General features: G+C 72.7%; 21 protein-coding genes. 13 read left to right on the forward strand and 8 right to left on the reverse strand.

Going from position 1 to position 22,645, the window contains the following annotated elements; all coding sequences use genetic code 11:
- Positions 1–124 precede the first annotated feature (124 nt).
- The 9 genes from uvrC (at position 125) to Msi02_RS31245 (ending at position 9,574) form a co-directional block, all read left to right on the forward strand.
- Positions 125–2,173, forward strand: a complete 2,049-nt coding sequence (gene uvrC / locus Msi02_RS31205) for an excinuclease ABC subunit UvrC (RefSeq protein ID WP_204051526.1) — start codon at positions 125–127, stop codon at positions 2,171–2,173.
- Positions 2,174–2,421: 248 nt separating this feature from the next.
- Complete coding sequence (gene rapZ, locus Msi02_RS31210; RefSeq protein ID WP_079319418.1) at positions 2,422–3,291, forward strand: RNase adapter RapZ; 870 nt, start codon at positions 2,422–2,424, stop codon at positions 3,289–3,291.
- A gap of 219 nt (positions 3,292–3,510) precedes the next feature.
- Positions 3,511–4,470 carry a gluconeogenesis factor YvcK family protein gene (locus Msi02_RS31215; RefSeq protein ID WP_204051574.1) on the forward strand — a complete coding sequence of 320 codons (960 nt, stop codon included), beginning with the start codon at positions 3,511–3,513 and terminating at the stop codon, positions 4,468–4,470.
- Positions 4,471–4,533: 63 nt separating this feature from the next.
- On the forward strand, positions 4,534–5,514 hold the full coding sequence (gene whiA / locus Msi02_RS31220) for a DNA-binding protein WhiA (RefSeq protein ID WP_079319876.1): 981 nt from the start codon (positions 4,534–4,536) through the stop codon (positions 5,512–5,514).
- A 310-nt stretch (positions 5,515–5,824) separates the two neighbouring features.
- Complete coding sequence (gap, locus tag Msi02_RS31225; protein WP_204051527.1) at positions 5,825–6,829, forward strand: type I glyceraldehyde-3-phosphate dehydrogenase; 1,005 nt, start codon at positions 5,825–5,827, stop codon at positions 6,827–6,829.
- Positions 6,829–8,016, forward strand: coding sequence for a phosphoglycerate kinase (locus Msi02_RS31230; protein WP_204051528.1), 1,188 nt, complete (start codon positions 6,829–6,831; stop codon positions 8,014–8,016). The genes gap and Msi02_RS31230 overlap by 1 nt, the downstream gene beginning before the upstream one ends.
- Complete coding sequence (gene tpiA, locus Msi02_RS31235; protein WP_204051529.1) at positions 8,017–8,796, forward strand: triose-phosphate isomerase; 780 nt, start codon at positions 8,017–8,019, stop codon at positions 8,794–8,796.
- A 124-nt stretch (positions 8,797–8,920) separates the two neighbouring features.
- Positions 8,921–9,151 (forward strand): preprotein translocase subunit SecG, encoded by a 231-nt coding sequence (secG, locus tag Msi02_RS31240; protein ID WP_076441471.1) that lies wholly within the window; start codon positions 8,921–8,923, stop codon positions 9,149–9,151.
- Positions 9,152–9,226: 75 nt separating this feature from the next.
- The gene (locus Msi02_RS31245) at positions 9,227–9,574 is read left to right on the forward strand and encodes an RNA polymerase-binding protein RbpA (RefSeq protein WP_079319880.1); all 348 of its coding nucleotides are present in this window, start codon (positions 9,227–9,229) and stop codon (positions 9,572–9,574) included.
- Between the two features lie 45 nt (positions 9,575–9,619).
- On the opposite strand, the gene Msi02_RS31250 is transcribed toward Msi02_RS31245, so the two are convergent.
- Positions 9,620–10,507 (reverse strand): LysR family transcriptional regulator, encoded by an 888-nt coding sequence (locus tag Msi02_RS31250; protein WP_204051530.1) that lies wholly within the window; start codon positions 10,505–10,507, stop codon positions 9,620–9,622.
- 118 nt (positions 10,508–10,625) lie between these two features.
- Here Msi02_RS31250 and Msi02_RS31255 point away from each other — a divergent pair, with 118 nt between their 5' ends.
- Positions 10,626–11,519: an MBL fold metallo-hydrolase gene (locus tag Msi02_RS31255; protein WP_204051531.1), complete on the forward strand. Its 894-nt coding sequence runs from the start codon at positions 10,626–10,628 to the stop codon at positions 11,517–11,519.
- Between the two features lie 21 nt (positions 11,520–11,540).
- Here Msi02_RS31255 and Msi02_RS31260 read toward each other — a convergent pair whose 3' ends face one another.
- Together Msi02_RS31260 and Msi02_RS31265 are read right to left on the reverse strand one after the other, a co-directional pair.
- On the reverse strand, positions 11,541–12,182 hold the full coding sequence (locus tag Msi02_RS31260) for a response regulator (RefSeq protein ID WP_204051532.1): 642 nt from the start codon (positions 12,180–12,182) through the stop codon (positions 11,541–11,543).
- Positions 12,179–14,119: a sensor histidine kinase gene (locus tag Msi02_RS31265; RefSeq protein WP_204051533.1), complete on the reverse strand. Its 1,941-nt coding sequence runs from the start codon at positions 14,117–14,119 to the stop codon at positions 12,179–12,181. The genes Msi02_RS31260 and Msi02_RS31265 overlap by 4 nt, the downstream gene beginning before the upstream one ends.
- Positions 14,120–14,285: 166 nt before the next feature.
- On the opposite strand from Msi02_RS31265, the gene Msi02_RS31270 reads away from it, so the two are divergent.
- Positions 14,286–14,888: a hypothetical protein gene (locus Msi02_RS31270; protein ID WP_204051534.1), complete on the forward strand. Its 603-nt coding sequence runs from the start codon at positions 14,286–14,288 to the stop codon at positions 14,886–14,888.
- 12 nt (positions 14,889–14,900) lie between these two features.
- On the opposite strand, the gene Msi02_RS31275 is transcribed toward Msi02_RS31270, so the two are convergent.
- Both Msi02_RS31275 and Msi02_RS31280 read right to left on the reverse strand, forming a co-directional pair.
- Complete coding sequence (locus Msi02_RS31275) at positions 14,901–16,508, reverse strand: amidohydrolase (protein WP_204051535.1); 1,608 nt, start codon at positions 16,506–16,508, stop codon at positions 14,901–14,903.
- Between the two features lie 10 nt (positions 16,509–16,518).
- A complete protein-coding gene (locus tag Msi02_RS31280) occupies positions 16,519–17,916 on the reverse strand; it encodes an NAD(P)/FAD-dependent oxidoreductase (protein WP_204051536.1) in 1,398 nt (465 codons plus the stop codon).
- A 196-nt stretch (positions 17,917–18,112) separates the two neighbouring features.
- Here Msi02_RS31280 and Msi02_RS31285 point away from each other — a divergent pair, with 196 nt between their 5' ends.
- The gene (locus tag Msi02_RS31285) at positions 18,113–19,189 is read left to right on the forward strand and encodes a GNAT family N-acetyltransferase (protein WP_204051537.1); all 1,077 of its coding nucleotides are present in this window, start codon (positions 18,113–18,115) and stop codon (positions 19,187–19,189) included.
- 70 nt (positions 19,190–19,259) lie between these two features.
- On the opposite strand, the gene Msi02_RS31290 is transcribed toward Msi02_RS31285, so the two are convergent.
- Positions 19,260–19,826, reverse strand: coding sequence for a YciI family protein (locus tag Msi02_RS31290; RefSeq protein ID WP_239108857.1), 567 nt, complete (start codon positions 19,824–19,826; stop codon positions 19,260–19,262).
- A 37-nt stretch (positions 19,827–19,863) separates the two neighbouring features.
- On the opposite strand from Msi02_RS31290, the gene Msi02_RS31295 reads away from it, so the two are divergent.
- A complete protein-coding gene (locus tag Msi02_RS31295) occupies positions 19,864–20,748 on the forward strand; it encodes a hypothetical protein (RefSeq protein ID WP_204051538.1) in 885 nt (294 codons plus the stop codon).
- A 165-nt stretch (positions 20,749–20,913) separates the two neighbouring features.
- Here the strand turns inward: Msi02_RS31295 and pgl are convergent, their stop codons facing one another.
- A complete protein-coding gene (gene pgl, locus Msi02_RS31300; RefSeq protein ID WP_079319890.1) occupies positions 20,914–21,693 on the reverse strand; it encodes a 6-phosphogluconolactonase in 780 nt (259 codons plus the stop codon).
- Positions 21,690–22,613 (reverse strand): glucose-6-phosphate dehydrogenase assembly protein OpcA, encoded by a 924-nt coding sequence (locus Msi02_RS31305; protein ID WP_239108859.1) that lies wholly within the window; start codon positions 22,611–22,613, stop codon positions 21,690–21,692. Before Msi02_RS31305 ends, pgl begins: the two co-directional genes overlap by 4 nt.
- Positions 22,614–22,645: the final 32 nt, after the last annotated feature.

A 22,645-nucleotide genomic window follows, 5' to 3' on the forward strand; every position in this document is an offset into this window, starting at 1 on the left:
AGAGCACCGGCGCCGGCGGCTCGTCGCGACTTCGCGGGACGGCACGGCGCCGCCGCGGTTCCTCCCGGGCGGATCCACCGCCCGCCACGGCGGGATTGTCGGCGTAGGCCAGTAGTCTTTGGGTGTGGCGGATCCGGCAACCTATCGACCGGCGTCCGGTTCGATTCCTGAGTCGCCAGGCGTCTATCGCTTCCGCGACCCCGGCGGCCGGGTGATCTACGTGGGCAAGGCGAAGAGCCTGCGGCAGCGGCTCAACTCGTACTTCGCGGACTTCGCCGGCCTGCACCCGCGGACGCAGACCATGCTGACGACCGCGGCGTCCGTGGACTGGACGGTGGTCGGCACCGAGGTCGAGGCGCTCCAGCTCGAATACTCCTGGATCAAGGAGTTCGACCCCCGGTTCAACGTCAAGTACCGCGACGACAAGTCGTACCCGTACCTGGCCGTGACGATGGGGGAGGACTTCCCCCGGGTGCAGGTGATGCGCGGGGCCAAGCGGAAGGGCACCCGCTACTTCGGCCCCTACTCGCACGCCTGGGCCATCCGGGAGACCGTCGACCTGCTGCTGCGCGTCTTCCCCGTGCGGACGTGCTCGGCGGGGGTCTTCAAGCGTGCGGGGCAGATCGGACGGCCCTGCCTGCTGGGCTACATCGACAAGTGCTCCGCGCCCTGCGTCGGCCGGGTCACCCCCGAGGAGCATCGCGCCCTCGCCGAGGACTTCTGCGACTTCATGGCCGGCAACACCGGCCGCTTCATGAAGCGGCTGGAGCGCGAGATGCGCGAGGCGGCGGCCGTGGAGGAGTACGAGCGGGCCGCGCGGCTGCGCGACGACATCCAGGCGCTGCAACGGGCCCTCGAGAAGCAGACGGTCGTGCTCGGCGACGGCACCGACTGCGACGTGATCGCCCTCGCCGAGGACCCCCTCGAGGCGGCGGTCCAGGTCTTCTACGTGCGCGGCGGCCGGATCCGCGGGCAGCGCGGCTGGGTGGTCGACAAGGTCGAGGAGGCCACCCCCGGCGAGCTGGTGGAGCAGTTCCTGCTCCAGATGTACGGCGAGGCCACTATCCCTCGCGAGATCCTCGTGCCGGCGCGGCCCCCGGACGAGGCCGCGCTGATCGAGCTGCTGAGCGAGCAGCGAGGTTCCCGCGTCGACCTGCGCGTTCCCCAGCGCGGCGACAAGAAGAGCCTCATGGAGACCGTGGAGCGCAACGCCAAGGAGTCGCTCGCCCAGCACAAGCTGCGCCGCGCGAGCGACCTGACCACGCGCAGCCGGGCCCTGCAGGAGATCGCGGACGCCCTCGACCTCGACCAGGCGCCGCTGCGGATCGAGTGCTACGACGTGTCGCACATCCAGGGCGAGAACGTCGTGGCCTCGATGGTGGTCTTCGAGGACGGCCTGGCCCGCAAGAGCGAGTACCGCCGCTTCTCCGTCAGGACGACGGAAGGCGACGTCGCCTCGATATACGAGGTGATCTGCCGGCGGTTCAAGCGCTACCTGGAGGAGCGGGCGGCGACGGGCGAGCTGGACGCGGAGACGGACGACGCGCCGGCGCACGACGCCGCAGCGCACGACGCAGCGCACGACGGAGCAGGGTACGACGGGGCAGGACACGACGCGGACGGGTACGAAGCGGACGGATACGAAGCGGTCGGTCGTGGGGGCGCGGCGACGCCGATCGACCCGGAGACCGGCCGCCCCCGAAAGTTCGCCTACCCGCCCAACCTCGTGGTGGTGGACGGCGGCCCGGCGCAGGCGGCGGCCGCCCAGCGCGCCCTGGACGAGCTCGGCATCGACGACATCGCAGTGTGCGGGCTGGCCAAGCGGCTGGAGGAGGTCTGGCTGCCCGGCGACGACCAGCCGGTGATCCTCCCGCGCAGCAGCGAGGGCCTCTACCTGTTACAGCGCGTCCGCGACGAAGCACACAGGTTCGCCATCACCTACCATCGGACGAAGAGGTCGAAATCGCTCAAGGAGAGCGCGCTCGACCACGTGCCGGGCCTGGGCCCGGCACGCCGTCAGGCCCTGCTGCGGCACTTCGGCTCGGTGAAGCGGCTGCGGGAGGCGAGCGCGGAGGAGATCCGCGAGGTCCCCGGCATCGGCCGTGCGACCGCCGAGGCCATCGTCGCGGCGCTGCGCGGTGAGAGCCCGTCCCCCGCGGGGCAGGGGTCGTGAGGTGCCCGCGCGAGCACCGTGGCATGTCCCGTCCCCGGCAGGGCAGCGGGGAGGGCGCCGTGGGAGTCGCCCGGCGTGGCGGTGGCGTGATCAGGTGAAGAGGTGTCATGCTCCGGCACCAAAGGGTCCCTCCCGCCGGGAGCGGACCCGGTCCCCGCGGGAGGGTCGGCCATCCCGGCGTGGGCGGCGGACGGCGACGGGGCTGACGTTGGGCGAGCTGACATGGGCGGCAAGGCGGTGAGCGGGCGATGAGCACGACTGAGCCGGCATTCGTGGTGATCACCGGAATGTCGGGGGCGGGGCGCAGCACCGCCGCGAAGGCTCTGGAGGACCTCGGCTGGTTCGTGATCGACAACCTGCCGCCGGGGCTGCTGTCCTCGCTCGCCGAGGAGGCGGGCCGGGTGAACATGGCGACCGACCGCGTCGCGGCCGTGGTCGACGTGCGCAGCCTCGCCTTCACCACCGACCTGAACGCGGCGATCGAGGAACTCGACGGGCGCGGCGTCGGCGTCCGGGTGGTGTTCCTGGAGGCGAGCGACGAGGAACTGGTCCGCAGGTTCGAGAACGTCCGGAGGCCCCACCCCCTCCAGGGCGACGGGCGGCTCGTCGACGGGATCGACCGCGAGCGCGGCATCCTGCGCGAGGTCCGCGCCAACGCCGACCTCGTCATCGACACGTCCCTGCTGAACGTCCACGAGCTGCGCAAGAAGATCGTGTCGTTCTTCGGCGGCGAGGACCGGCCGGGTCTCAAGGTCAACGTCGTTTCCTTCGGCTACAAGTACGGCCTGCCGGTCGACGCCGACCTCGTCGTGGACTGCCGGTTCCTGCCCAACCCCCACTGGGTGCCGGAACTGCGGCCCATGAACGGGCTCGACGCGCCGGTGCGCGACTACGTGCTCAGCCAGCCCGGGGCCAAGGAGTTCCTCGACGGCTACGAGGAGGTCTTCGGCGTCGTGGCCGCCGGATACACGCGCGAGGGCAAGGGCTATGCCACCCTCGCCGTGGGCTGCACCGGGGGCAAGCACCGCAGCGTCGCGATGGCCGAGCAACTCGGCGCCCGCTTGCGCGAGCGCGGCATGGACGTCCAGGTCAGCCACCGGGACACGGGCCGCGAGTGACGGCCCCCGCCCGGGCCGCCCGCGGGCCCGCGGGCGGAACCTCGTACGGCGGGCCCCGGCGGGCGCCGGGGCCGGGCCGATCGGCACGACATGAGCGCCACGGCTCCGCAGAGCGGTGCTCGTGGCGAGGCGAGGAGGACGATGAAGGACCCCGCCCCCGAACCCGCGGACCCCTCCGTCCCCGATCATCCCCGGAAGTCCCCAACCCCCGGCAGCCCGATGCTTCCCCCGCACCCCGCGACCGCCACGAGCGGCCCGAAGGTCGTCGCGCTCGGCGGCGGCCACGGCCTGTACGCCTCCCTGTCGGCCCTCAGGACCGTCACGGACGACCTGACCGCCGTGGTGACGGTCGCCGACGACGGCGGCTCCAGCGGGCGTCTCAGGCGCGAGCTGGGGGTTCTGCCGCCCGGTGACCTGCGGATGGCGCTCGCGGCCCTGTGCGGCGACGACGAGTGGGGCCAGACCTGGAGCGAGGTCGTCCAGCACCGTTTCAGAAGCGAGGGCGAACTGCACGGCCACGCCGTCGGCAACCTCCTCATCGTCGCGCTCTGGGAGCTGCTGGAGGACCCCGTCGTCGGCCTGGAGTGGGTGGGCCGGCTGCTCGGCGCGCACGGCCGGGTGCTGCCCATGGCCTCGGTGCCGCTCGACATCCAGGCGGAGGTCGAGCTGGACGGGACGATCACGACGGTGCGCGGGCAGGTCGCCTGCGCGCTGACACCCGGGCGGGTGCGCTCGATCTCGCTGCTGCCGTCCGACCCGCCCGCCTGCCCCCAGGCGATCGAGGCGATCGAGGCGGCCGACTGGGTGGTGTTCGGGCCGGGGTCCTGGTTCACCAGCGTGCTGCCGCACCTGAAGGTGCCCGAGCTCGCCCGGGCGCTGCACGAGACGAGCGCCAGGCGGCTGGTGATCCTCAACCTCTCGCCGCAGGCGGGGGAGACCGACGGCTTCTCGCCGGAACGGCACCTGGAGGTGCTCAGGGAGCACGCCCCCGCACTGGTCGTCGACGCGGTGATCGCGGACGGCGGTGTGGTCGCCGACCCGAGGGCGCTGGAGAAGGCGGCATGGTCGATGGGCGGCCGAGTCGTTTTGGCCGATGTGGCCGCCTCTGACGGATCTGCGCGGCACGACGGACCACGTCTTGCCGCTGTCCTGGATGAGATTTTCCGTGAGAAGCGGTGATTGCGTGCTCCCAAGGTGCGAGAGACTGACGGGCAGAGTCTGTCTGGGGGAGGACACGAGCTGATGGCCATGACGGGTGTGGTGAAAGACGAGCTGAGCCGCCTTCCGGTGCTCAAGCCCTGCTGCCGCAAGGCGGAGGTCTCGACGCTGCTGCGGTTCGCCAGCGGGCTGCACCTGGTGGGCGGGCGCATCGTGATCGAGGCCGAGCTCGACACCAACGCCACCGCCCGCAGGCTGATCAAGGACATCGGCGAGGTCTTCGGCCACAAGGCGGAGGTGCTGGTCCTGGCCCCCGCGGGACTGCGCAAGGGCTCGCGCTACGTCGTGCGCGTCTACAAGGACGGCGAGGCGCTGGCCCGGCAGACCGGCCTGATCGACAACCACGGGCGTCCCGTGCGGGGGCTGCCCCGGCAGGTCGTCTCCGGAGCCACCTGCGACGCCGAGGCGGCCTGGCGGGGCGCGTTCCTCGCGCACGGCTCGCTGACCGAGCCCGGCCGGTCGATGTCGCTGGAGGTGACCTGCCCCGGGCCGGAGGCGGCGCTGGCCCTGGTCGGCTCGGCCCGGCGGCTGAAGATCCATGCCAAGGCCCGCGAGGTGCGCGGCGTCGACCGCGTGGTCGTGCGCGACGGCGACGCGATCAGCGCACTGCTGACCCGGCTCGGCGCCCACGACAGCGTGCTGGCCTGGGAGGAGCGGCGGATGCGCCGCGAGGTGCGGGCCACCGCCAACCGCCTGGCCAACTTCGACGACGCCAACCTGCGCAGGTCGGCCAGGGCGGCCGTCGCCGCCGGAGCGCGGGTGCAGCGGGCGCTGGAGATCCTCGGCGACGACGCCCCCGAGCACCTGGTGATCGCCGGCCGGCTGCGGGTCGAGCACAAGCAGGCGTCCCTGGAGGAGCTCGGCCAGATCGCCGACCCGCCGCTGACCAAGGACGCCATCGCCGGGCGCATCCGGCGGCTGCTGGCCATGGCCGACAAGCGCGCCCAGGACCTGGGCATCGCCAACACCGAGGCCAATCTCACCGCCGACATGCTGGCGCAGTAGCGACGCCTTCGGACGTTCCGTCCCAGGTTCCGTCCCGGTCCTGTCCCGGCCGCCGGGACGGTCCGCTATGCCGCCCTCGCGCCGTCCGGTCGGGCGTTCGCGGGCGCCCCGGCGAGGGCCCTGCGGAAGGGGCGAGGCGGGGTCGTCGCCGTGCGGAAACGGCCCGCTCACCGGCTCGTCCGGCCTGACACGCCGTCAAAGCGTGGCCCGGTGGTCTACACCAATTTGGGTCCGATAAGGTCTGTCATTGAGGTTTAACACAGCCCTGGCGCCGGTACTCCGGCGCACGACGTACGAGGAGATCGGATCCGTGAGCATCCGCGTAGGCGTCAACGGCTTCGGCCGTATCGGCCGCAACTTCTGGCGCGCTGTGGCGGCCAGCGGCAAGGACATCGAGGTCGTCGCCGTCAACGACCTCACCGACAACGCCACGCTGGCCCACCTGCTGAAGTACGACAGCATCCTGGGCCGCCTGCCGTACGAGGTGAAGGCCTCGGCGGACGAGATCACCGTTGACGGCAAGGCGATCAAGGCGTTCGCCGAGCGCGACCCCGCCAAGCTGCCCTGGGGCGACCTCGGCGTGGACGTCGTCGTCGAGTCGACCGGTCTGTTCACCGACGCCACCAAGGCCAAGGTGCACGCCGACAACGGCGCGAAGAAGGTCATCATCTCCGCTCCGGCGAAGAACGAAGACGTGACGATCGTCATGGGCGTGAACCACGAGAAGTACGACCCGGCCGCTCACACGATCATCTCCAACGCCTCCTGCACCACCAACTGCCTGGCCCCGATGGCCAAGGTCATCAACGACACCTTCGGCATCGAGAAGGGTCTGATGACCACCATCCACGCCTACACGCAGGACCAGAACCTGCAGGACGGCCCGCACAAGGACCTGCGCCGCGCCCGCGCCGCCGCGCTGAACATCGTCCCGACCTCCACCGGCGCCGCCAAGGCCATCGGCCTGGTCCTGCCGGAGCTGAAGGGCAAGCTCGACGGCTACGCGCTGCGCGTGCCGATCCCGACGGGCTCGGCCACCGACCTCACGGTCGAGGTCGGCCGCGAGACCACCGTCGAGGAGGTCAACGCCGCGCTCAAGGCCGCCGCCGAGGGTCCGCTGAAGGGCTACCTCAGCTACACCGAGGACGAGATCGTCTCCAGCGACATCGTCACCGACCCGTCGTCCTGCATCTTCGACGCCAGCCTCACCAAGGTCATCGGCAACCAGGTCAAGGTCGTCGGCTGGTACGACAACGAGTGGGGCTACTCCAACCGCCTCGTGGACCTCATCGAGTACGTGGGCGCCTCCCTCTGATGATCGGAATCGACGAGCTCGACGTGAAGGGCCGGCGCGTGTTCGTGCGCGCCGACCTCAACGTCCCCCTCGACGGGGAGACGATCACCGACGACGGCCGCATCCGGGCGTCGGTGCCGACGATCAGGAAGCTGATCGAGCGCGGCGCGAAGGTCGTCGTCGCCGCCCACCTCGGCCGCCCCAAGGGCTCCGTCACGCCGAAGTACTCGCTCGCCCCGGTCTCCCGGCGGCTGGCCGAGCTGCTCGGCGAGGACGTGGCGTTCGCCACCGACGTGGTCGGCGAGTCCGCGCAGAGCGTGGTGGCGGGCCTGCAGGACGGGCAGGTCGCCCTCCTGGAGAACCTGCGCTTCGAGCCGGGTGAGGAGTCCAAGGACGACGCGGTCAGGGGCGAGTTCGCCGACAAGCTGGCCGCCCTCGCCGAGCTCTACGTCGGCGACGGCTTCGGCGCGGTGCACCGCAAGCACGCCAGCGTCTACGACCTGCCCAAGCGGCTGCCGCACGCGGCGGGCGACCTGGTCCTCGCCGAGGTCGAGGTGCTCCGCAAGCTCACCGAGGACCCGGCCAGGCCGTACGTCGTCGTGCTGGGCGGCGCGAAGGTCTCCGACAAGCTCGGCGTGATCGCGAACCTGCTGTCCAAGGTGGACCGCCTGCTCATCGGCGGCGGCATGGCCTACACGTTCCTGAAGTCCCAGGGCCACGAGGTGGGCAAGTCGCTGCTGCAGGAGGACCAGATCGACCAGGTCAAGGGCTTCCTCGACGAGGCGGCCTCCCGCGGGGTCGAGCTGGTGCTGCCGGTGGACGTGCTGGCCGCCACGGAGTTCGGCGCCGACGCGCCGTACGAGGTCGTGGACGCCACCGCGATCCCGGCCGACCGCGAGGGCCTCGACATCGGACCCCGCACCCGGGAGCTGTTCGCCTCGAAGCTGGCCGACGCCCAGACCGTGTTCTGGAACGGCCCGATGGGCGTGTTCGAGTTCGACGCGTTCTCCGGCGGCACCCGCGCGGTGGCCGAGGCGCTGGTGATCTCCACGGCGTTCACCGTGGTCGGCGGCGGCGACTCGGCGGCGGCCGTGCGCAGGCTCGGCCTGCCCGAGGACGGCTTCTCGCACATTTCCACCGGTGGTGGCGCGAGCCTCGAGTACCTCGAAGGCAAGACGCTGCCCGGACTCGCCGCGCTGGAGGAGTAGATGGCCCGCAAGCCGCTGTTCGCCGGCAACTGGAAGATGAACCTCAACCACCTCGAGGCCATCAACCTGGTGCAGAAGCTGGCGTTCACGCTGACCGACCGCGACTACGACAAGGCGGACGTCGCGGTCATTCCGCCGTTCACCGACCTGCGCAGCGTGCAGACGCTCGTGGACGCCGACAAGCTCCGCATCGCCTACGGCGCCCAGGACCTGTCGGCGCAGGACTCCGGGGCGTACACCGGGGAGATCTCCGGGGCCATGCTGGGCAAGCTCGGCTGCACGTACGTGCTGGTGGGCCACTCGGAGCGGCGGCAGTACCACGGCGAGGACGAGGCGCTGTGCAACGCCAAGGTCAAGGCCGCCTACCGGCACTCGCTGACGCCCATCCTGTGCGTGGGCGAGGGGCTGCCGGTGCGCCAGGAGGGCCGCCACGTCGAGCACACGCTGGCCCAGCTCGACGGCGCTCTGGAGGGCGTGCCCGCCGAGCAGGCGAAGTCCATCGTGATCGCGTACGAGCCGGTCTGGGCGATCGGCACCGGTGAGGTCGCCACGCCGAAGGACGCCCAGGAGGTGTGCGGCGCCATCAGGACGCGACTCGCCGAGCTTTACGGTGCCGATGTGGCCTCTGTTGTCCGTATCCTTTACGGTGGCTCGGTGAAGTCGGACAACGTCGCCGGCGTCATGGCGGAGGCCGACATCGACGGCGCCCTCGTGGGAGGGGCCAGCCTCGACGCGGGAGAATTCGCCAAGATCTGCCGATTCGGCGAGACCGCCGGCTAGCTGAGCCGTTTGGGGGGTGCGACTTGACATCAGGACGTACCCTCAAAGAACACAATTGAATCGTCACGCCGATGGCATCGTGCACAACGCGTCGTGCACGCCCGGACATAGGAACAGGTCTACGGTGACAATCGGAATCTCCATCGCCCTCATCCTGTCGAGCGCTCTGATGGTGCTGCTCGTCCTGCTCCACAAGGGCAAGGGCGGCGGCCTGTCCGACCTGTTCGGAGGCGGGTTCTCGTCCTCCTTCGGCGGTTCGTCGGTGGTGGAGCGTAACCTGGACCGTCTCACCATCATCACCGGCATCGTCTGGTTCGTCTGCATCATCGCGCTGGGCCTGCTGCTCAAGCCGTAGCGGACGGCCTCCGGCCACGCGTGACAGAGATTCACCTCCCCCCGTCCGCGGGGCGATCGAGCAAGGAGTTCATCGGTGGGTAGTGGCAACGCGATCCGTGGCAGCCGAGTCGGCGCCGGCCCCATGGGAGAGGCCGAACGCGGCGAGGCCGCCCCCCGTGTGCGGGTCTCGTTCTGGTGTGCGAACATGCACGAGACGCGCCCGAGCTTCGCCAGCGACGCGGCCGTCCCCGAGTTCTGGGACTGCCCGCGGTGCGGACTGCCGGCCGGGCAGGACCAGTCGAACCCGCCTGCTCCGCCGAAGAACGAGCCGTACAAGACGCACCTCGCGTACGTGAAGGAGCGCCGTAGCGACAAGGACGGCGCGCAGATCCTCGCCGAGGCGCTGGAGCGGCTGCGCTCCTCCTCCCGCCCGATCTACTGATCCGGACGACCGTGAAGGCCCTTCCCGCTCAGGCGGGGAGGGCCTTCACGTATGTGCCGGCTCCCGGCCGGCGGAGCGGTACACGGCCGCGGCGATGTGGGTGAACGAGCGGATCAGCGGGTTGGCGTCGGCGCTGTTCCAGGCCAGGACGAGGCGGCTGGGCGGCATGTCGGCCAGCGGCACCGACGTGAGCCCCTCGGGCAGCGCGTGGGCCGTCGGCGCCAGCCCGACCGTGCCGTTCCAGAGAACGGCCTGCAGGCATTCGTGGACGGTGCGCACCACCGGGCCGTCCCTGAGCTCGCCGCCGGGCGTGGAGGCGTTCCAGTAGGCGCGCCAGATGGGATCGGCGCCGTCGGGCAGCCGGAACCACGGGCGGTCGGCGAGGTCGTTCAGCCGCAGGGTCTGGTGGCGGGCGAGCGGGTCGTCGGCCCGCAGGACCACCCCCATGGGGTCGGAGCGCAGCAGGCGGGTGGTGATCCCGGTGTCGTCGAACGGTTCCCTGGTGAGGGCGACGTCGACGAGCCCGGCCCGGAGGCCCGTGGTCGGGTCGGTGAAGTCGGCTTCACGGACGCGGACCTGGACTCCGGGGTGGCGCCGGCGGAAGGCCGCGGCGAGCCGGGCTCCGGCCTGTTCGGCGCTGTCCGCGAGCGTGCCGATGGTCAGGGTGGCGGCGCCGGCGGCCGCGGCGACCCGGGCGCGCACCCGCTCGGCCTGCTCAAGCAGCGCGCGTGCCTCGTCGTAGAGCGCGGCACCGGCGGCGGTCAGCGTGACGCCGGTGGGCGACCGGTGCAGCAGGAGGGCGCCGAGGTCGGCCTCCAGTTGCCTGACGGCGCGGCTCAGCGGCGGCTGGGTCATGTGCAGGCGCGCGGCGGCCCGCCCGAAGTGGCGCTCCTCGGCGACCGCCACGAAATAGCGCAGCGAGCGTAGGTCCATCACCGGCGACGATACCGGCACGGTATCGGGCGTGCGCAACCGGTGTTGGACGCGGCGGAGCATCCCGTAATGGACTGGAGCGGCCCGGTTGTCAGGCTCTCCGAGGAGTGAATCTCCCATGTCCGAACACATGCTGCCCGAGCCCGTCGTGCGGATCGAGGAGGTGCGGGAACTCGCCCGCGACCTGGTGGTGATCCCCAATCGCCGGGTGCAACTGGTGCCCAACATCGGCGTCATCGGCGGCACGCATTCCGTGCTGGTCGTCGAGACCGGAATGGGCCCGCGAAACGCCGAGACCGTGCTCAAGTTCGTGGCGGAGTACGCGGCGGGCCGCCGGCTCTACCTGACCACGACGCATTTCCACCCCGAGCACGCCTTCGGGGCGCAGGTGTTCGCCGGGGAGGCGACGTTCCTGGTCAACCGGGCGCAGGCCGAGGACCTGGCCGCGAAGGGCGCCGCCTACCTCGACATGTTCAGGGGGCTCGGCGAACCGGTCGCCCGGCAGCTGGAGGGCGTCCAGATCGCCACTCCGGACGTGGTCTACGACGACGCGTACGACCTCGACCTGGGCGGCCGGGTGGTGCGGCTGCGGGCCGCCGGCCGGGCGCACAGCAGGGGCGACCAGGTGATCACGGTCCCCGACGCCGGGGTGATGTTCACCGGCGATCTCGCAGAGGCCGGGCAGTTCGCCATCTTCCCGTGGTTCCCGCCGCACGACACCGACGTGTCCGGCACCCGCTGGATCAGCGTGATGCGGCGGCTGGCCGACGCATCGCCGCGGGTGGTGGTGCCCGGCCACGGCGACGTCGGCGGCCCGCAACTGCTCGCCGACGTCCGCGACTACCTCGAACTGCTGCGCGACGAGACCTGGGCGCGCCGGGACTCGGCCGTGAGCGAGCAGACGATCGTCGAGGAGGTCAGGGCGCTCATGATCGAGCGGCACCCGGAGTGGGCCGGCCGGGAATGGATCGAGAAGGGCGTCGGCTGCCTGTGCGCCGAGCACCCCGCCTGACGCGCTTTGCGGGAAGGCTCGTCACAGGCCGCATTCGTAGGCCAGCACCACCGCCTGGATCCGGTCGCGGGCCCCGAGCTTGGCCATGAGCCGGGAGACGTGCGTCTTCACGGTGGCCTCGCCGACGAACAGCTCGGCGGCGATCTCGGTGTTCGACAGGCCCCGGGCGACCAGCCTCCAGACCTCGACCTCCCGCGGGGTCAGCCTGTCGGCGCCAGGAGGAAGGGCGACCCGGGCCGGAGGACGCCGCGTGTACGCCTCGATCAACCGGCGCGTGACCGACGGAGCGAGCAGGGTGTCCCCGCGGACCGCCGTGCGCACGCCCGCCACGAGTTGCTCGTCCGGAAGGTCCTTGACGAGGAAGCCGCTGGCTCCCGCGCGCAGCGCCTCGTAGACGTACTCGTCCAGGTCGAACGTGGTCAGCATGATCACGTGGACGTCGGGCATGGCGGCGAGGATCTGGCGTGCGGCGGCGAGCCCGTCGAGGCCCGGCATGCGGATGTCCATCAGCACGACGTCCGGCCGCAGGTCACGCGCGAGCGCGACGGCCTCGTGGCCGTCCCGCGCCTGGCCGGCGACGTCGATGTCGGGCTCGGCCGACAGGATGGTGCGCAGCCCGGTCAGCACCAAGGGCTGGTCGTCGGCGAGCAGGACGCGGATCACGCTGCTTCCTCCAGAGGGAACGCGGCACGGACGCCGAAGCCGCCGCCGGGCCGGGGACCGGCCGCGAACGTGCCGCCGCAGGCGGCGCTCCGCTCGGCCATGCCGCTGAGGCCATGCCCGGCGGAGGTGGACAGCGCCGGCCGATCGGCGGGCGGGGTGTTGCTCACGTCGACCGCCAGGGTCCGCCTCGTGCGCGTGATCCTGACGCGGACGAACGCGCCCGGAGCGTGCCGGGCCGCGTTGGTCAGTGCTTCCTGGACGATCCGGTAGGCGGCCGCGTCGACCGCACGCGGAAGCGGCGCCCCCGTGCCGGTGTCCTGGTCCACTTCCAGGGCCACCCGCAACCCGCAGCCGCTCGCTCTTTCTGCGAGCGTGGGCAGGCCGCCGAGCCCGATCGTGGCGGGGACGTCGGCGAGTGCGAGTGAGAGCAGGAGCGGGCGCAACTCGCCGAGCGCTTCGGCGAGCGTGCGGCGCAACACGGCCACGTGCTCGCCGGCCAGGTCGGGGCGGGTCTCCCAGACCCGCCGTGCGGCGGTCGCCTGCAGGACGATGACGGTCATCATGTGCCCTGCGGCGTCGTGGAGGTCCCGGGCGAGGCGGGCCCGCTGTTCGTCCAGCGCGGCGGTCGCGCTTCTCCGGGTCTCCTCCGCGACGGCGATGGTGGTCCGCGCCCGCGCGGCCAGCGCCTCGGCGCCGCCGCGCAGCACGCGGCCCGCCGCCCAGCAGCCCACGATCACCGCGACCGCCCCGGCCGCCTCTGGCGCCGTGATAAGCGCGGTCGCCTCCGGCGCCGTGATCAGCGCGGCAGAGCCGGCGAGGCCGAGGCCCGCGCAGCCCAGCAGGCAGAGCGCGAGCCCGGCCAGCGCCCGGCGGATCGGGCAGGCCACACCGAGAATGAACGGCGACACAACGAGGACCCCGCAGGGCGCGAGACCGTCGAAGGGATCAGGGCTCGCGGTCGCCGCCGTGTAGGCGAGCGTGACAGCCAGGCAGATCACGGCGCAGGTCAAGGGATGCCGCCTGGCCCAGTCCAGTGGGGCCGCGACCCTCGCCGGCACCCCGTCCCGCCACTTCGGGGCGACCAGGGTCCACCTGCCCGCGGGGCGCAGCCCGCTCCAGGCCGTCTCGGGCAGGTTCGCGATGGCGAGCGCCTCTCGCACCTGCGTCCGCAGCTCCGCGACCTCGCGGACCGGCCGCCTGTCGCCGGTGCTCGGCGCCCGGAGCTCCCCGACCAGCGTACGCATCCGGGTCAGCAGGTCGCGGGCGATCCGTTCCAGCGCGGTGACGTCCGCCAGCCCGGTGACCGCCGCGTGCCGCCTGGTCTCGTCCAGGCCGCGGAGCAGAACGTCCAGGGCGCCGAAGACCCGCCGCCGTTCGCGGGAGAGCTCCTCCGCGATCCGCTCGTCCCGCGCCGCTCGCAGCCGTTCCGTCCCCGCGTCCAGCCGCCGGCCGAGCCGGTCGCGCGCTCCCACGACGCCGCCGACGACCGCCGGCGCCAGCACCAGCGACGCCACGAGGAACGTGTCGGCCGAGGCGCGTGAGTATCCCTGCGAGGGCCCCAGATACTGGGCGGTCGCCACCCCGGCCGTGGCCAGCGCCAGGCCCGCGACGAGCGGCCACGTCGACGCGTACGCGCCGAGCGAGTACGTGGCGACCATGATGGCGAGAAACGCCGGAGCCGTGCTGGCCTGCGGGGAGGCGACGACCTCGGTCACGGTGACCACGGTCACGACGGCGACCGCCGTCGCCGGACGGCGGCGCCGGTGGGCGAGGGCCAGCAGCCCGCCCGCGGCGACCACCGCGCCCACCCGGCCGCTGAGGGTCGCCGGCCCGTCCAGGGCGGCCGCCGCGGCCATGACCAGCGCGAGCGCGGCCGCGAGCAGCAGATCGCCGCTGACGGCCGTACCCCATCGGTATGGCGGGAAGAGCTGGTCCATCGCCCGAAGATTAGGCCCCGTCCGCTTCCGTGTCGTCCCACCACGGGCGGACTCCTGGCTCATGCGGCGGGCGGACGGGATTTCCCCGCGCGGCCGGACGACCGGCGGCCTGCCGGTTCCTAGTGTCGTCGCCGACCGTCGGATGACCACATCGAGGGAGAACACGATGACGACATCGGCCACCCAGGCCCACACCGGACCCGCGCGCCTGCCGTACGGGCTGGCCCAGGCCGGCCTCCTGACGGGCGCGGCGTCGGCCGCCGCGCTCGCCCTGCTCGACCTGTTCACGTCCGTGCCGCAGCATGACCGGCTGATCGACGCCGCCGACTACGCGTTCACCGCGGACGGGTTCCCCTTCGTCCTGGGCATGCTGGTATCGGTCGCGGCGATCCACGCGCTGCACGGCGGCCGCGACGGCCGGCTCGGCTCGGTGGCGCTCGTCCTCACCACGGTCGGCATGCTCGGCTTCCTGCCTCCGCTCGCGGTGTCGCTCGTCAGCGGCGACGCCGAGTCGCTCGGCCCGGTCTACCTCCTGTCCATGCTCGCCTCGCTGATCGGGCTGGTGCTCTTCGCCATCGGCCTGCTTCGCGCCCGGGTGCTGCCCTGGTGGGCCGGTCCGTCGCTGGCCGTCGGCTGGGTGGTCGGCGGCCCCGTCGGGGAAGGCGGTCCGCTCGGCTTCCGCGGCTCGGCGCTGCTGCTCGCCGCGGGCTGCCTCGCCGTGGCGTTCGCCGTGTCCCGGCACCGCGCCGCCCTGGCCGGGGACCGCTGAAACGCCGCCCGGCTACCCGCCGTGCACCGGCTCGCCGTCGAGGAACGTCATGACGACCTTGGTGGTCCAGATGTCCTTCGGGTCGAGCGTGAAGGGGTCGCGGTCGAGCACGACGAGGTCGGCGGGGCGGCCCTCCTCGATCATCCCGGCGGGGGAGCGGTTGATCCAGGCCGAGCCCTCGGTGTAGGCCGTCATGATCGTCCGCAGGTCGAGGCTCTGCTCGGGCAGGAAGGGCGTCTGCGCCGTGGGGTACGTCGCGTGGACGGAACCGCCCGGCTCGGTGCGGTTGACCGCCACGTGCATGGCCTCCAGCGGGTTGGCCGAGGAGACCGGCCAGTCCGAGCCCCCGGCGAAGCGGGTGCCGTGCCGTACGAGGTCGGCGAAGGGGTACTGCCAGGAGGCGCGCTCCTCGCCGAGGTAGGGGATGCACAGCTCGTCCATCTGCAGGTGATGGGTCGCCCACAGCGCCTGCAGGTTGGCCGTCACCCCGAGCTCGGCGAAGCGCGGCACGTCCTGCGGCGTGATGATCTGCACGTGCGCGATGTGGTGGCGGTTGGCGGGGTCGGTGCCGGTCAGCGCGTCGAGCGCCTCGCGCACGGCCCGCTCGCCGATGGCGTGGAAGTGCACCTGGAAGCCCAGGGCGTCGAGCTCCTTGACGTACCCGCCGAGCAGCGCGGGGTCGATGTACGACAGGCCGGTGCCGCCGCAGCGGCAGTAGGGCTCGATGACGGCGGCGGTGAAGTTCTCGGGGATGCCGTCCTGCATGATCTTGACGGAGGTCGCCCGGAACCGGTCCAGGCCCTCGGCCATCGCGCGCCGCTCGACCAGGCCGGGGATCTGCTCGGCGCCCCGGGTGCGGTCCCACCACAGGGCGCCGACCACGCGCGCCTTCAGCCGTCCTGAGGAGGCCGCGGAGAGGTAGGTGGGCAGCTGGTCGTCCGACCCGGCGTACGACCCGACGATGGCGTCCTGCCAGCCGGTGATGCCCAGCGAGAACAGGTGGGCCTGCGCGTCCATCAGGGCGGCGTCGGCGTCGGCCGGGGTCGGGCGCGGGGTGAGCAGGCCGACGAGGTCCATGGCGCCCTCGTGCAGCACGCCGCTCGGCGTGCCGTCCGGGTCGCGCTCGATGCGGCCGTCCGCGGGGTCGGGGGTGTCCTTCGTGATGCCCGCGACCTCCAGGGCCCGCGTGTTCACCCAGGCGGCGTGGTGGTCGCGCTGCACGAAGTACGCCGGCCGGTCGAGGAAGTCGATCTGGGACCGGTGGGGGAGGCCGCCGGGAAAGGCGGACATGTCCCAGCCGCCGCCGTCGATCCACTCCTTGTCCGGATTTTTCGCGGCATAGTCGGCGATCTTCGCCCTGTAGGCGTCGAGCCCGTACACCTCGGACAGCTCGCACTTGGCCCGCTCCAGCCCGGCCTGCACCGGGTGGACGTGCGCGTCGGTGAACCCCGGCGTCAGCAGGCCGCCGCCGAGGTCCACCGGCTCGGCGCTCGGCGCCAGCCGTACGAGGTCGGACTCGGCGCCGACGGCGGCGATCACACCGTCGCGGACGAGGACCGCCTCGGCGAAGCCGCCGGGGACGAAGACGCGGCCGCCGCGGAACAGAAGGGAGGAGCTCACGTGATGCCTTTCAGTGCCCGGTGATCTTGTCGGCGATTCGCGCCAGTACCGACGTCCTGGCCATGCCCCTGCTCTCGCGGGCGTCGGCCAGGCGGTAGAGACGGTACATCGAGTGGACGCCGAGCCAGCGCAGCGGTTCGGGCTCCCACGCGCGCACCCGCCGGTCCACCCACGGCATCCGGGTCAGGTCGGAGTCGTGGCGCAGCACCAGGTCGCACAGCGTGCGCCCGGCGAGGTTGGTGGTGGTCACGCCGTGGCCGGTGTAGCCGCCCGCCCAGCCGAGACCGGTCGCGGGGTCCAGGCGGACGGCCGAGCACCAGTCGCGCGGCACGCCGAGCACGCCCGACCAGGCGTGCTCGACCCGCGACCCGGCGACCGCGGGGAAGAACGCGACCAGCAGCTCCCACAGCGCGTCCACGGTCCAGGCGTGCGTGTGCCCCCGCTCGTCGATCCTCGACCCGTACAGGTAGGGCCTGCCGCGCCCGCCGAAGGCGATGCGGTCGTCGGCCGTCCGCTGGGCGTACATGTAGTAGTGCGCCATGTCGCCGAGCAGCTCGCGGCCCTGCCAGCCGATCTCCGCCCAGACCTGCTCGGGCAGCGGCTCGGTGACGATCATGGAACTGTTCATCGGCAGCCAGTCGCGGTGGTGACCGGCGATGGTGGCGGTGAACCCCTCGGTGCAGCGCAGCACGTGGTCCGCCCGGACGGTCCCGTACGGCGTGACCGCCCGGCCTTGGATGATCTCGGTGACCGGGGTCCGCTCGTAGATCTCGACGCCCAGGTCCCGTACGGCCCGCGCCAGGCCGCGGACGAGCTTGGCCGGCTGGATCCTGGCGCAGTGCGGGCTCCAGGTGGCCCCGGTGGCTCCCGCAACCCGCAGCCGGTCGTTCATCTCGTCGGTGGTCAGCAGCCGGACGTCGTCGGCGTCCCAGCCCCAGGCGCGCTGGCCCGCCAGCTCCTCGCGCAGCCGCAGGGCCTGCGCCGGGCCGCGGGCGACGGTGAGCAGGCCGCCCTTGACGATGTCCGCGTCGATGCCCTCCTCGCGGGCGACACGGATGACCTCGTCGATGGCCTCGAACATCGCGCGCTGCAGCCGCCGGGCCCCGTCCGGGCCGTGGGTCTTGGCGTACCGCTCGGGCGAGCCGGCCAGCGCGCCGGTCAGCCAGCCGCCGTTGCGTCCGGAGGCGCCGAAGCCCGCGAACTCCTTCTCCAGCACGACGACCCGCAGCGACGGGTCGGCCTTCTTCAGGTAGTAGGCGGTCCACAGTCCCGTGTAGCCCGCGCCGACCACGGCCACGTCGGCCTGCAGGTCGCCGCCGAGCGGCTCTCCGGGCGCGGGCACCCCCAGAGACCGGTACCAGAAGGACACCTCACCGTTGACGAATCCGGGGGACAGGGGAGCGGTCATGGTGCACATCCTGCTATATCCGTGCTCATCTCGCCATTCGGCGACGGATGTCGTGGAGATCCGTGGAGACACATGCGGATAACCGTAGTCGTAACGTGCTCCATCGGAAGGAAACGATCGGCTCACCGCTGTGTAGCAAACGCGTAACAACGCTCCGGCACGCTGAAGACCAGTGCAACGGAGGGAGCGGATACCGATGGGGTTCTTCCGGATTCGTACGACCGTGGACGAGCGGCCCGGGCGGCTGGCGTCGCTGGCGACCGCCCTGGCCGACAAGGGCGGCAACATCCTGGGCCTGTCGGTGCAGCCCGACACGGACGGCACGGTCGACGAGTTCGTCACGGACATCCCCGCCTCCCCCGAGGCCGTACGCGAGGCGCTGGAGGCCGCGGGCGGGAGGCGGGTGCGGATCGTGCCCGCCACCGCGCACGAACTGACCGACGAGCCGACGCGGACGCTGCTGCTCGCCGCCCGGCTGCGCTCGGCGCCGTGGCGCCTGCCGGAGATCCTGGGCGAACTGCTGCGCGCAGACGACGCCCGCTGGGTGTACGGCGCGACCGCCGTACGCGCGCCGAACGAGGACGGCGAGCGGGAGAAGGAGGAGGCTTCGGAGCTGCCCGACCCGACCCTGCTGGTGGTGCCCGTGGCGCCGCGGCGGTCGATCCGGCTGCGCCGCTCCGGGCTGCCGTTCACCCTGACCGAGGCGGCCCGCGCCGCCGCGATGGTGAGGCTGGCGCAGCCGCCGGCGGAACCGTCCGCGGCCGAGGGGCCGGTGCGGCTCGCCGACGGCGCCGAGGTGCAGGTCAAGCCGCTGACCTCGCTCTACCGCGAGGCGCTGCGCGACCTGCACGAGCGCTGCTCACCCGAGACGCGCAGGTTCCGCTACTTCACCGCCAACCCCACCCTGCCGCCGCGCACGTTCGACCGGCTGTGCGACCGGGCCCGCGGCCAGTCGCTCGTCGCGGGGCACGACGGCCAGGTCGTCGCGCTCGCGTCGCTGATGTTCACCGCCGACCCCGGCATCGCGGAGATCGCCTTCCTCGTGGAGGACCGCTGGCAGGGCCGGGGGCTCGGCGGCCGGCTGGCCCGGATGCTCCTCGCCCAGGCGAGGGACCTCGGCTTCGCCGAGGTGCGGGCGACCCTCCTGTACGACAACACGCGCATGCGCAGGCTGCTCGGCTCCCTCGGCGCGACGCTCACCCACACCGAGGATCCCGGTGTGATGGAGGCGCGGATCGCCGTGGGCGTGATGGCGACGGCTTCCCCGAGCTGACGCCCTCACGGGTGATCCTCCTGGTCCGGCGTAGCTCAGGGCGCCGGACCAGGACGGGTCGCCGTGCTTCTCACCGCCGCCCGCCGAACTCCCAGTCGTGCACCTCGATGTCGGCGTACCGGTCCCTGGTCAGGACGGCGCGTGCCGCGTCCGGGTCCGGCGCCCGGACCAGCACCGCCGTACCCAGCCAGGCGGCGCCGTCGTCGGACAGCAGCGGCCCGTACGCGATCAGCTCGTCCCGGTCCGGCGGCGGGACGAGGTCGGCGGCCTCCCCGGAGCCCAGGCCCAGCACCAGATATCGGTTGCCGCCGTCCCTGCCGCCGGGGAAGTCCCACATGGTGCGCCCCAGCACGTTGCGCCATCGCCGTACCATCACGTCCCGGTACACACCGGCCTGGTAGTTGGGCTCGTCGAAGGCGAACGCACGCGCCGTCGCGAGATCCGGTAAGTCGACGATGTGCACGCTGCCGGTGGCGATGTCGGTGACGCGGTCGAAGGTCGGGCCGCGGGCGATCATCTCCGCGTCGTACCGGTCCATGTAGGACCAGTGCTCTTCCAGCAGTTCGTCGCGCAGCGCCCCCGAGCCGGGCCGATCGCGGTGATAACAGAAGAACTCCACGCGGAGAGTACCTACCATGGTGGACCGCCACGGGGAACTCAGGTACAGGTGGTCTGTGGACTTCGACGAGGCGGCCGACCGGCTCTACGGCATGGTGCCCGAGGAGTTCACCTCGGCCCGCGACGCGCTGGCCAAGGAGGCGAAGGCGGGCGGCGACGCCGCGCTGGCCAAGCGGATCAAGGCGCTGCGCAAGCCCACGGTCGTGGCCTGGGCCGTCAACCGGACGGCCCGGGAACGGGGCCAGGAACTCGGCCGGCTGCTCGACCTCGGCCGGCGGCTGCGGGACGCGTGGCGGACCCAGGACGCCGACGCCCTGGCCGAGGCGGGCCGCGAACGGACCCCGCTCATCGCCCGTCTCGTCCGGTCCGTACGTGAGGAGGCGGAGGCGGCCGGGCATCCGCTGGGCCCCACGGCCGACCTGGAGATCGAGCAGACCCTCGACGCCGCCGTGGTGGACGAGGACGCGGCCGAGCAGGTGCGCCTGGGCCGGCTGACCCGACCCCTGAGCTACAGCGGCTTCACGCCCGCCCCCGTCGTACGGCCCGCACCCGAACCGGCGGCGCGCAGGCAGCCCGCGCCGAAGGCCGAACGCGACGAGGCGGAGCGGGAACGGCGCAAAGCGGAGCGGGAGCGCCGGATCGAGAGCCTCGAAAACGCGCTCGCCGAGGCCGAACGAGCCGCGACCGAGGCGGAGCGGGGCCGCGCCGACTGGGAGGCCGAGCGGGCCGAGGCCGTACGCGAGCACGAGCGGCGCGCGGCCAAGGTCGAGACGCTCACGGCCAAGCTGGCCAAGGCCAAGGACAAGCTGAACGCGGCCGAACACCGGCTCGAGGTCGCCCGCCGCGAGGAGACGAACGCCGAACGCGCCGCCCGGTCCGCCCGCCAGCGCGCCGACCAGGCCCGTGCCGCCCTCGAAGAGGCCCGATCCGCCCACGAATGACGGCGCGGCGGGAAGGAGCGGAGCGGGCTTCGCGAGGACCGGAGCTTCCGCCCGGCGCAGTGACGTCTCACAGTGGGCGGTGCTGCCTCACCTTGGTGACTTCTCATACCGGAACGGCCGGGCGGGGGCGTGTGCCCCGGCCCGGCCGTTCCGATGTGATCTCCGTCAGGGGGAGGCGATCCGCCCCAGCGACGGTGGGATCTTGTGCGCGGCGGCGCGGTCGAGCAGGAACAGCGTGCGCTGCCGCCCGCGCGCCCCGGCGGCCGGCACCTGGAACGGTCCGGCGTCGGACAGCGCCATCCTGACGGCCTGCGCCTTCTCCTCGCCCGCCGCGACGACCCAGACCTCCCTGGCGGCCCGCAGCGCGGGGAACGTCAGCGAGACCCGGGTCGGCGGCGGCTTGGGGGAGCCGTGCACGGACACGACCGGCCGGTCCTCCTCGTAGACGGCCGGCTGGCCCGGGAACAGCGAGGCCACGTGGCCGTCGGGGCCCATGCCGAGCAGCAGCACGTCGAACGAGGGCACCGGCCCATGGTCCTCCGGCCTGGCCGCCTTGGCCAGCTCCACCGCGTACGCGTCGGCGGCCTCCTCGGCGGTCATCCCCGAGTCGGGGCCGGGCATCGGATGCACCCGCGCCGGATCCACGTCAACGTGGTCGAGCAGGGCCTGGCGTGCCCCGGTCTCGTTGCGCTCGGGATGGCCGGTCGGCAGGAACCGCTCGTCACCCCACCAGATGTCGAGCGCCCGCCAGTCGATGGCGTCGTGCGCCGCCGTCCCCGCGAGGGCGGCGAGCGTCGCGATGCCCACGGTGCCGCCGGTCAGCACCAGGTGCGCGGAACCGCGGGCCGCCTGCGTGTCCACCAGCCGCGTGATGAGGCGGGCGGCCACGGCCTGGGCCAGCAGTTCGGCGTCCCGGTGGACGATGACGGTGGGAACGCCGGTCACGCCCGTCCCCGCCCCTTCATCTCCGCCAGGCGGCGGATCGAGGCGGCGTAGATGTCGTCCGGGTCGAGCCTGCGCAGCTCCTCGGCCAGCAGCTCCGAGGTCGGCCTGCGGGCCAGGGCGACCCGCCGGTCGGGGTTGCCGGGCCGCGACAGCGTGGCGAGCCTGGCGTCGCTCCTGCTCACCGTCAGCTCGCCGCCACCCTCGATCGACAGCCGCACGCCCGTCAGGCCGGGGCCGCCGGAGCCGACGACCTCGATCGGCGCCTCCAGCCGGTCGCACAGCCAGGCGGCGAGCAGCGGCGCGCTGGGGTTGCCCGCCGCGGCCTCCACCACGCCCCCGGTGATCTTCCCCATGGGCTGGTCGAAGGCGGCGGCCAGCAGGCTGCGCCACGGCGTGAGCCGGGTCCAGGCCAGGTCGGTGTCGCCGGGGACGTAGCTGCCGGCCCGCGAGGAGATGGCGGCGACCGCGTCCGCGGCCGACCTGGCGTCCATGATCCGGCGGCTGCCCAGGTGCCCGATCGGGTGCTTGGCGGGGACCTCCGGGCACTCGCCCGGCCACCACACCACCACCGGCGTGTCGGTGAGCAGCAGCGGCGTGATCACCGAGTCGGCGTGCTCGGTCAGCTCGCCGTACAGGCGCAGCAGCACGACCTCGCCCGGCGCCGACTCGCCCACGCGGATCTCCGCGTCCAGCCGGTTGGGCTCGGCCGGATCGCGGATGATCACCATGAGGATGCGCGAGGGGTGCTCGCGCGCCGCCTCGGTGGCCGCGCGCAGGGCGTCGTACTGCCCCGCCTCGTCCACCACCACGACGAGGGTCAGCACCATGCCGACGGCGGGCGCGCCCATCTGGTGCCGCAGCCGGGTGAGCGTCGAAGAGATCTTCGACGCGGTCGTCTCGGTCAGGTTGAAGGTCGTCACACCGCTCTCCGCTCGCTCCACCCCGGACGCGC

Source organism: Microbispora siamensis, assembly GCF_016863095.1.
In the GTDB taxonomy this organism is placed as follows: domain Bacteria; phylum Actinomycetota; class Actinomycetes; order Streptosporangiales; family Streptosporangiaceae; genus Microbispora; species Microbispora siamensis.